General features: G+C 60.0%; 9 protein-coding genes and 1 tRNA gene. 7 read left to right on the top strand and 3 right to left on the bottom strand.

Annotated features, from left to right (window positions below; genetic code table 11):
- Positions 1-78: 78 nt before the first annotated feature.
- The 4 genes from NW846_RS11940 to NW846_RS11925 all read left to right on the top strand — a co-directional run bounded on the left by NW846_RS11940 (position 79) and on the right by NW846_RS11925 (position 3,258).
- Positions 79-648, top strand: coding sequence for a hypothetical protein (locus NW846_RS11940; protein WP_011430187.1), 570 nt, complete (start codon positions 79-81; stop codon positions 646-648).
- 55 nt (positions 649-703) lie between these two features.
- The gene (locus NW846_RS11935; protein WP_011430186.1) at positions 704-2,275 is read left to right on the top strand and encodes an AAA family ATPase; all 1,572 of its coding nucleotides are present in this window, start codon (positions 704-706) and stop codon (positions 2,273-2,275) included.
- 196 nt (positions 2,276-2,471) lie between these two features.
- The gene (locus NW846_RS11930) at positions 2,472-3,125 is read left to right on the top strand and encodes a Crp/Fnr family transcriptional regulator (protein WP_011430185.1); all 654 of its coding nucleotides are present in this window, start codon (positions 2,472-2,474) and stop codon (positions 3,123-3,125) included.
- Between the two features lie 60 nt (positions 3,126-3,185).
- Positions 3,186-3,258 (top strand) — tRNA-Phe (locus NW846_RS11925).
- A 114-nt stretch (positions 3,259-3,372) separates the two neighbouring features.
- Here the strand turns inward: NW846_RS11925 and NW846_RS11920 are convergent.
- Both NW846_RS11920 and NW846_RS11915 read right to left on the bottom strand, forming a co-directional pair.
- Entirely contained in the window at positions 3,373-4,371 is a 999-nt protein-coding gene (locus NW846_RS11920; protein WP_228375483.1) for an ABC transporter permease, read from the bottom strand.
- A gap of 57 nt (positions 4,372-4,428) precedes the next feature.
- Positions 4,429-5,235 carry an ABC transporter ATP-binding protein gene (locus NW846_RS11915; RefSeq protein ID WP_011430183.1) on the bottom strand — a complete coding sequence of 269 codons (807 nt, stop codon included), beginning with the start codon at positions 5,233-5,235 and terminating at the stop codon, positions 4,429-4,431.
- A 244-nt stretch (positions 5,236-5,479) separates the two neighbouring features.
- On the opposite strand from NW846_RS11915, the gene argJ reads away from it, so the two are divergent.
- Positions 5,480-6,700, top strand: coding sequence for a bifunctional glutamate N-acetyltransferase/amino-acid acetyltransferase ArgJ (argJ, locus tag NW846_RS11910; protein ID WP_414347769.1), 1,221 nt, complete (start codon positions 5,480-5,482; stop codon positions 6,698-6,700).
- A gap of 23 nt (positions 6,701-6,723) precedes the next feature.
- Here argJ and psbH read toward each other — a convergent pair whose 3' ends face one another.
- Positions 6,724-6,927: a photosystem II reaction center phosphoprotein PsbH gene (gene psbH, locus NW846_RS11905; protein WP_011430181.1), complete on the bottom strand. Its 204-nt coding sequence runs from the start codon at positions 6,925-6,927 to the stop codon at positions 6,724-6,726.
- A gap of 190 nt (positions 6,928-7,117) precedes the next feature.
- Between psbH and psbN the strand changes: the two genes are divergently transcribed.
- Complete coding sequence (gene psbN / locus NW846_RS11900) at positions 7,118-7,249, top strand: photosystem II reaction center protein PsbN (protein ID WP_011430180.1); 132 nt, start codon at positions 7,118-7,120, stop codon at positions 7,247-7,249.
- A gap of 26 nt (positions 7,250-7,275) precedes the next feature.
- The coding region (gene dapF, locus NW846_RS11895) for a diaminopimelate epimerase (protein WP_414516118.1) at positions 7,276-7,921 on the top strand (646 nt) is incomplete at its 3' end.

Here is a 7,921-nt window from a genome sequence, read left to right as displayed (position 1 = left end):
ATCGCTTCACCGCTGAGCAGTAATGCTCAGCAGTGTTCAGCGTAAATGTATCAGGAGGCCCTGCCCAGATCCGAGTCTATGGCCGCTCCCCTCACCCCTCACCTGTTGGAGAACGAGAGCTTCTACGAGAATGCCCTCTGCTGGCTAGGGCGACCGCAGACGGCCTATCGGCTGCTGAGCGAGGCGGTTTTTCCGGCCATCTCCTCTTGGGTGCGGGGAGAGGTGGACAGCTACTCCTTCAATCACTGGCAGCCGGAGGACGTGCGCACCTTTCTCTACCCGGTGGTGGCTCTGGGAGACCAGGAGACCCTTGTTCTCGCCAGCGAGGCCCTGCTCCTCTGCGGCAGTGGCAACTACTACAACCCCTGTGACTTGGCCATTGTGGTCTTCGTGCAGCAGCCCCAAGAGCTGTTCAGCCAACTGATGCAGCGCATCCGCCGCGCCGAGGCCATCATCACCCGCGGGCCGGAGGTGCGCATGCTCTCTGAACAGGTGAGCCTGGCCAAGCGGGGGCGAGACTACATCAACACTAAGTATCTGGTCTGGCCCTACGCCCTCTCTGCTGCCGCTCAAGATACTTTGGTTAAACAGGGGATCAGCATTATCCGTCTTTCACCGCAAGCGGCCGCCCTGCCCTTGGGAGACTAAGCTGAGGGCAATTTGGAGGAAAATGGGGATCCCTGACTTTTCCGTCTCCATCTTTATGGCCGATGCCCACCTGCCGCCGCTAATCCAAGCGATGTTGGATCCGGGGTTTTACCCCCATCCGGTGCGGGAGCCGATTCAGCTCGTCCAAACCCACATTTCCTACATTTTCTTGACAGGGAACTACGCCTATAAGGTGAAGAAGCCTCTGGATTTTGGCTTTTTGAATTTCACCACCCTGGAGCGGCGACGCTACTTTTGTCAAGAAGAGCTGCGCCTGAACCAGCGCGGAGCGCCAGGGCTTTATCTACAGGTGTTGCCCATTGTGCAAGCCGAGGGCCGGTTTCAGCTTGACGGCAGTGGCGAGCCCGTGGAGTACACCCTCAAAATGCGGCAGTTTCCTCAAGAGCAACTCTTTAGCAACCTCCTCGAGCGGGGGGAGCTGACGCCACTCTTAATGGAGGAGCTAGGACGGGTGGTGGCGGCCTTTCACGCCCAGGCGGAGACCAACGACTACATCCGCAGCTTTGGCCGGCCAGAGCAGGTGCGGCAGGCTTTCGACGAGAATTACGCCCAAACCCAGCGCTACATTGGCGGCCCTCAGACGGCAGATCAATATCGGGAGACCCAAGCCTACACGGATCGCTTTTTTGCCGAGCGACAGGAGCTGTTTTACCAGAGAATTGAGCAAGACCGCATCCGCGAAGGCCACGGGGATCTGCATCTTGGCAACCTCTGTTGGTGGGAAGGCCAGATCTTGCTGTTTGATTGCATTGAGTTCAACGAGGCCTTCCGCTTTGTGGATACGATGTACGACGTATCCTATGCAGTGATGGATCTGGATGCCCGCCATCGCCCCGATCTGGGCAACGCCTATTTGAACAGCTATCTGGAAGAGACAGGCGATTGGGAAGGACTCAAGATCTTGCCCATTTACCTCAATCGCCAGGCCTACGTGCGGGCCAAGGTCACCTCTTTTTTGCTAGACGATCCTGCCGCCTCGGAAGCTGCCAAAGCCAATGCCTTCCACACTGCCGCCCGCTACTACCGACTGGCCTGGGAATACACGCTGCCCAAACAGGGGCAGTTGTTTCTGATGGCCGGCCTGTCGGGAGCGGGCAAAAGCACGGTGGCCCGCCACCTGGCCCGACAGCGAGGGGCCATCCACATCCGCTCCGACGCCGTGCGCAAGCATTTGGCTGGGATCCCTCTGCGGCAGCGAGGGGGGCCAGAGGTGTATACGCCCGAGATGACCGACAGGACTTATCGCCGCCTGGTGCAATTGGGAGTGGAGTTGGCCCGGGAAGGTTACAGCGTGATTCTGGACGCCAAGTTTGACCGGCAAGCGCTGCGGGGCATGGCAATTGAACAAGCCCAACGGTGCCGGATCCCGTTGTGCATCCTCTACTGCCACGCCCCTGAACCTGTCCTCCGCGAGCGGCTGCAACGGCGAACGCTCCCTGCTTCGAGCCTGGGTGAGCCGCTGAACCTCGCCGACATTGCCGATGCCACCGCCGATCTCCTTGCCCAGCAGCAGGCGCAGTGGCAGGATTTTTCCGAGGGGGAGCGGCGCTTGCTGCAGGTTTTGGATACCAGCCAAGATTGGCAAGCGCAACTGCAGCAGATCTAGGTCTCGACTCCAACTGACCAAGGTTACCGGCAAAGCGCATGCTGCCGTTTCCGGGTTAGAGGCTGACCGCAGCCCCTGCTGATCTCAGGCGGCGGTCAGGTGAAGAGTTTTTCTCTGGGAAGAGAGTTGGGCAAGAATTGAGGCGGTGCAGGAGGAGACCCCAGTGAGCGAGGTAACGGCTGAAGATTTACGCCTGATGTTTCTGTTTGAAGGCTTTTCCCCTGAGGTGCTCGAGCCGCTGGCCCGCCAGATGTTGCTGCGCTCCCACCCTGTTAACCAGGCCATCCTGCTACAGAACGACTGGGGCAACGCCGTCTATTTCATCCTGGAGGGTTGGGTCAAGATTCGCACTCACGATCTGGAGGGCCGGGAGGTTACCCTCACCATTCTTGGCCCAGGGGAGATCTTCGGGGAAATGGCCGCCTTGGACGAGGCGCCCCGTTCCAGCGATGTGATTGCCCTGACAGCCACCAAGGTCTGCTCTCTGTCGGCCCAGAACTTTCTGGCCCTTTTGGCTGCCGATGCGCAGGTTGCCATCCGCCTTGCCCAGCTCTTGTCGCGACGTTTACGGCAGATCAACCGTCGCCTGCAATTGCGGGAGGCCAGCAGCGTCGCTCGCGTCGCCGATATCCTGCTCTTCTTGGCGGAGTCCCGCGGGCGGGTCGGTTGCAAGGGGGTAGAAATTCCCAATTTGCCCCACCGGGAGCTGAGCAGCTTGAGTGGCCTGGCCCGGGAAACGGTTACCCGTGTCTTGTCTAAGCTGGAGCAGGAGGAGCTGATCCGCCGGGATCGGCAGCGGGACATCCTCTGCATCCCCCAGATGGATGCCCTGGAAAAGCTAATTGGCTAAAGCGAGGGTTGCCACCTGTTGCCAAAAGCCCTCTTGGCATTCTAAAATGATAGTCCCAGAGCCGGGATAGCTCAGTTGGTAGAGCAGAGGACTGAAAATCCTCGTGTCACCAGTTCGAGTCTGGTTCCTGGCATCTGCCGATAACAGGTCAAGATGGGCTCAGGGCTGCAACCTGAGCCTTTTTGTTGCCGGGAATTCCCAGTTCTTGCCTTTTGCGAAACCGCTTCTGCCGGCTCTATGGCAAAAATTAGTTCTCGCGGCGCACAGCGCTCTCGTGCCACCTGCCCAGTATCTTGTCCGACAAAGCGCTCAAGGCCACAAAGATCAGGATCCCTAGGCCGGTAACCAGCACCAAGGCGGCAAACATGCGAGGCACCTGCAAATTAAAGCTGGAGATCAAGATTTGGTAGGCGATCCCGGCCCGTTGCCCACCGGTGCCGGCGACAAACTCCGCCACCACGGCCCCGATCAAAGAAAGGCCGCCGCTAATGCGCAGACCTCCCAGGAAGTAGGGCAGGGCACTGGGCAGACGCAAGTAGATCAAGGTTTGCCAGCGATTGGCCTTGTACAGTTGAAACAGGTTGAGCAGGTTGTGATCGACACTGTTTAATCCCAGGGTGGTGTTGGAGATAATGGGGAAAAAGGCGACAATCCAAGCGCAAACCACCATCGCAGCAAAGGTGTTGTTGCGCAGCCAGATGATGATCAACGGCGCGATGGAAACGATGGGTGTTGTTTGCAAAATCACCGCATAGGGAAAGAGGCTGCGCTCAATCCATTTGCTCTGGGCAAACAAAATCGCCAGCAAAAGCCCCGAGACTGTGGCCAAAAGGAACGCCACCACCGTAATTTGTAGGGTGATCAAAAGGGAAGGGAAAAGGGATCCCCACTCCCGCACCAGGGTTTGCGCCACCAAAATCGGCCCCGGCAATAGATAGGGAGGCACCCCCGTCAGCCGCACGGCCACTTCCCAGCCCACCAGAAAAAGGATCCCGACGATCCCAGGGGCAATCACGTCCAGGTTGAACCACTTGCGCAGATCCAACCCTTGCCCAGAGGTCGGCGGCGCAGAGCCAGGTACCTTAGCCGCATCGGTGGGTTGGGGCCTGAGTTGTTCTTCCACCGCGCTGCTCAGCCGAGGCAGCTCCCCATCCAGCCAGAGCCCAAAGGGGCGCTCTGGCGCGCCAAGCAGGGATCCCAGCCAGCGAGACAGCCAATCGAGAAGGAAACTGAAAGGACTCAGCATAGGGTAGGGGGAATCAAGGGGCTCTAACACCGGGAATGCTGCCAAAGGGGGATCCCGTCAGCCCAGCCGTCCGGCGGAGAGGGGGCGCAGGCAGGGATCCCGCTCCGTGTCGTGCATGGCCTCCCGCAAACGGGTCGCGACCTCCCGGCAATAGTCGTTGTAAAGGGGCGAGGTGCGAAACTCTTCCGAGCGGGGGTAGGGCGCCTCAATGGGGATATCCGCCACCACCCGCCCTGGGCGGGCTGCCATCACCACCACGCGGTTGGACAGATAGACGGCCTCGTAAATGTTGTGGGTAACAAAAATCACCGTCCAGCGCTTCTCCTGCCACAACTCCAGCAGTTCGCCGTTCAGCTTGCTGCGGGTGATCTCATCCAAAGCACCAAAAGGCTCGTCCATCAGCAACACCTGCGGCTTGGTTACCAAGGCGCGGGCAATGGAAGCCCGCATGCGCATACCGCCGGACAGCTCGCGGGGAAAATGGCGCTCAAACCCCCGCAAGCCCACCAGGTGGAGGGCTTCCAAAACCTCTCGATCGGCTTTTGGCCGAGGCTCACCGGCCAACTTCAGGGGCAGGCGCACATTGTCCATCACCGTTGCCCAGGGCATGAGGGCCGGCTCCTGAAACACAAAGGCCAATTTGGGCTTCCCTTGGGAGGTGTTTTGCCCCCACTCGATAGAGCCGGTGGTTAGGTCACCTAACCCTGCGATCAGCCGCAGCACCGTGCTTTTCCCACAGCCAGAGGGCCCCACCAAGCTGACGAACTGCCCCTCCTGGATGGCCATGTTCATGTCTTGCAAAGCCACCGTGCCATTGGCATAGACCTTGCTGACATGGTTAAGGGTAATGACAGGGGCGGGCATGGCTCGCGGTTCCTAGAGCAGAGGGCAAAGGGATCCCTTCCCAATCCAGAAAGAGAAGGGCGCACATTACCATTAAAACAACACTATCTGTTGCCTCTGCTGCGGTAGGCACAGCTACACCCCCCGACCTGGTTTCCAGAGAGTTTCTCGGGCAAAACTTGCCAGTTGCCAACCCTGGCCCTCAACCCCGATCTGAGCGCCAAGCCGGTATGATAGTGCCGATCACCCCCTGACCCCAGAATCTATGGGATCCCAATTTAAACGGGTTGCAGGCGCCGTTACCGCCCCGCGAGGGTTCCGCGCTGCTGGCGTGGCTGCTGGCCTCAAGCCCTCCGGCGCTGCCGATCTCGCCCTAATTGTTTCCGACTGCGAGGCGGTGGGGGCTGGCGTTTTCACCAGCAACCAGGTCAAGGCCGCCTGTGTTACCTACAACCAAGGGATCCTCGCCCAAGGGCAGCCGGTGCGGGCCATTCTCTGCAATGCCGGCCAAGCCAACGCCTGTACAGGAGAAGAGGGGGAGCGCAACAACGCCCAACTGGCCCTCTGGGTAGGAGAACGGCTGGGGATCCCGGCCCAACAGGTGCTCACTGCCTCGACAGGGGTGATCGGGCGGCAATTGGAAATGGCCAAAATCGAGGCGGCCCTGCCCCGCCTGATCGACAGCCTCTCGCCGACAGGAGGAGAGAGCGCCGCCCGCGCCATCCTCACCACCGACCTGGTGACCAAGAGTACAGCCCTGGAGACCGAGATCGACGGCTACACCGTCAGGCTGGGAGGCATCGCCAAGGGATCCGGTATGATCCACCCCAACTTGGCGACGATGTTAGCTTTCCTAACCTGCGATGCAGCCGTGGATCCTCCCCTCTGGCAGCAGATCCTCAAAGAGGCGGTTGACCTCAGCTTTAACCAAATCACCGTGGACGGGGATACCAGCACCAACGACATGGTGCTGGCTCTGGCCAACGGCCAAAGTGGGATTCCCACCCTGCAAGCTGGCACGAGAGCTGCCCAAGCCCTCGCCGAGATGGTTGTCCAGGTTTGCATTCACCTGGCTAAGGCCATCGCCCGCGACGGCGAGGGAGCCACCAAGTTGTTGCAGATCCGGGTGCAGGGCGCCCCCGACGACAGGTCAGCTCGGCAGATAGCCCGTGTCATTGCCAGCTCTCCCCTGGTGAAGGCGGCAGTTTTTGGCAACGATCCCAACTGGGGCCGGGTGGCCGCCGCCGCCGGACGGGCTGGGATCCCCTTTGACAGCCGTCGCTTGGAGGTTCGCCTGGGGGATTTTCTGCTGCTGCAGGGGGGAATGCCTCTGGCTTTTGATCGCCAGGCGGCCTCTGAGTACCTAAAGAGAGGGGATCCCGTAACCTTTACGGTAGACCTCCACCAGGGATCTGGCCAGGGCGTTGCCTGGGGCTGTGACCTCAGCTACGACTACGTGCGCATCAACGCCGAGTACACCACCTAGACAGCCCGCGGCAGCCAGGAGCCCTAGAAGCTGAGGCTCTCCCAGGAGACGTTGATGTCTTCCAGGAGCAGCGACTTGTTGTAGATCTGCAGGATGATCAGCAAGAAGATGCCGAACAGCACCATAAAGACCGCCATCAAAGGCGTGGTGCCCCAGCCAGGGGCCACCTTGCCGTATTCCGAGTTGAGAGGACGCAGCAGATCGCCCAGTTTGGTACGAATCGCCATAGGTTCTCGCGATAGGTCAAAGAGAGGACAGGTTTGCCAACTTGGAGGTCAGCACGGCGGCAGATCCCAGCCAGACAACCTCCTTTTAAAATCACGCTAACAGAATCTGGTCACTCCCCTTTGCCGCCGGCAATGAATTGTAAACTTGTGTAATATGTAGGGAGATTCTCTCAGAACTGAAGAGCTAACCATGGAATCCACCCTTTCGCTGGTTGTGGCCATTGCGGCAATAACCATCTGCATCACCGCCTTTGCCATCTACACCGCCTTTGGCCCCCCTTCCAAAAACTTGCAGGATCCCTACGAGATGCACGAGGATTGAAGCCGGTTGTTGTGCGGTTCCGCTGCATGCCTGTTCGGTTGCCCTCCCGTCTCTCCTTCCACAAATACCAGGGGCTGGGGAACGACTTTATCTTGGTGGACAACCGCCACCAGCCGCAGCCCTGTCTGACGCCTGAGGAAGCCGTTGCCCTCTGCAACCGCCGCTTTGGCGTGGGGGCCGATGGGGTTATCTTTCTGCTGCCGGGGCAGGAGGGGGCCGACTTCAGCATGCGCCTGTTCAACAGCGACGGCTCGGAGGCGGAGATGTGCGGCAACGGCATCCGCTGTTTGGCCCGCTTTTTGCAGGATCTGGGGATCCCTGGCCAGGACGGCGCCTACCAGATCCACACCTTGGCGGGGCGGATCGTGCCGCAGGTGCGGCCCGATGGCTTGGTAACAGTGGACATGGGGATCCCTCGCCTCTTGGCCGGGCAGATCCCCACCACGCTGGCCAAACCAGAGGAAAAGGTGGTGCGGCAGCCCCTGCAGGTAGGCGGGCGGGAGTGGGCGGTGACGGCGGTGAGCATGGGCAACCCCCACTGTGTGGTCTTTTTGGAAGAAGGGGGATCCCTGGAAGAGCTGGACTTGGAAAGGGTGGGCCCCCTGTTTGAGCATCACCCGGCCTTTCCTGAGCGCACCAACACCGAATTTGTGCAGGTGCTCAGCCCGACTC

Origin of the sequence: Synechococcus sp. W60.3, from assembly GCF_047502615.1 — a bacterium.
Lineage (GTDB): Bacteria > Cyanobacteriota > Cyanobacteriia > Thermostichales > Thermostichaceae > Thermostichus.
Note: the sequence above shows the minus strand (reverse complement) of the source record. Positions and strands in the feature narration are given on the sequence as shown.

Bases quoted from the DNA above. Each gene is read 5' to 3' on its own strand.
- NW846_RS11940 (WP_011430187.1), top strand. From the start codon at position 79: ATGGCCGCTCCCCTCACCCCTCACCTGTTGGAGAACGAGAGCTTCTAC.
- NW846_RS11935 (WP_011430186.1), top strand. From the start codon at position 704: ATGGCCGATGCCCACCTGCCGCCGCTAATCCAAGCGATGTTGGATCCG.
- NW846_RS11930 (WP_011430185.1), top strand. From the start codon at position 2,472: ATGTTTCTGTTTGAAGGCTTTTCCCCTGAGGTGCTCGAGCCGCTGGCC.
- NW846_RS11920 (WP_228375483.1), bottom strand. From the start codon at position 4,371: ATGCTGAGTCCTTTCAGTTTCCTTCTCGATTGGCTGTCTCGCTGGCTG.
- NW846_RS11915 (WP_011430183.1), bottom strand. From the start codon at position 5,235: ATGCCCGCCCCTGTCATTACCCTTAACCATGTCAGCAAGGTCTATGCC.
- argJ (WP_414347769.1), top strand. From the start codon at position 5,480: ATGGGATCCCAATTTAAACGGGTTGCAGGCGCCGTTACCGCCCCGCGA.
- psbH (WP_011430181.1), bottom strand. From the start codon at position 6,927: ATGGCGATTCGTACCAAACTGGGCGATCTGCTGCGTCCTCTCAACTCG.
- psbN (WP_011430180.1), top strand. From the start codon at position 7,118: ATGGAATCCACCCTTTCGCTGGTTGTGGCCATTGCGGCAATAACCATC.